The sequence below is a fragment of the Pseudomonas sp. EL_65y_Pfl2_R96 genome (assembly GCF_963970905.1).
In the GTDB taxonomy this organism is placed as follows: Bacteria; Pseudomonadota; Gammaproteobacteria; order Pseudomonadales; family Pseudomonadaceae; genus Aquipseudomonas.
The window spans coordinates 1-501 of the sequence record NZ_CAXAQH010000249.1 but is presented as its reverse complement, the minus strand read 5'-3'; the positions used below and the strand labels follow the sequence as shown (position 1 = coordinate 501).

1 protein-coding gene is annotated in these 501 nt (G+C 60.5%); it reads left to right on the top strand.

Translation table 11 applies throughout. The features are described from left to right. Positions 1–6 precede the first annotated feature (6 nt). A partial coding sequence (locus AACY49_RS30455; protein WP_339527989.1) for a conjugal transfer protein TraG N-terminal domain-containing protein occupies positions 7–501 on the top strand: 495 nt, incomplete at its 3' end.

The window sequence follows — 501 nt, the reverse complement described above, 5'->3', positions numbered from 1 at the left end:
ATCTACATGATGCTGATGGTGCCCACCGTGACGATCAAGGTCACGGACCGGATCAATCCGGGGCTGGCGCCGGCCGTGGTCGACAACGTGCCTCTGGGCCTCGGTGTCATGGCGTCGTTTACCAGCCAGGCAGGCGACTGGCTGACTCGCTCGGCCGAGACAGTTTTCGTCATGCCGAACGCGCTCGCGCTCTCAACCAACGGGATGATCTACGGCGCGCGGTTGATGGATAAGGCGCGCACCTTCGAGCTGACTAACAGCGTGTTCCGCGCAAACATCGACGAGCACCTGAAGCAATGCACGTTCTACGACGTGCTCCTGGGCTTCAAGTCGATGAACCAGCTTACGAAATCGAACAATCTCTGGGAGGCCATAGGACCGGGATCGCCGGCGCGCAGCCAGCGCTGGATTACCTCGACCGGCCCCGACACGACGGAGAACTCGATCATTCCATGCAACGAGGCCTACTCGCGGATGAACAATCAGTGGAAGGCCGAGTAC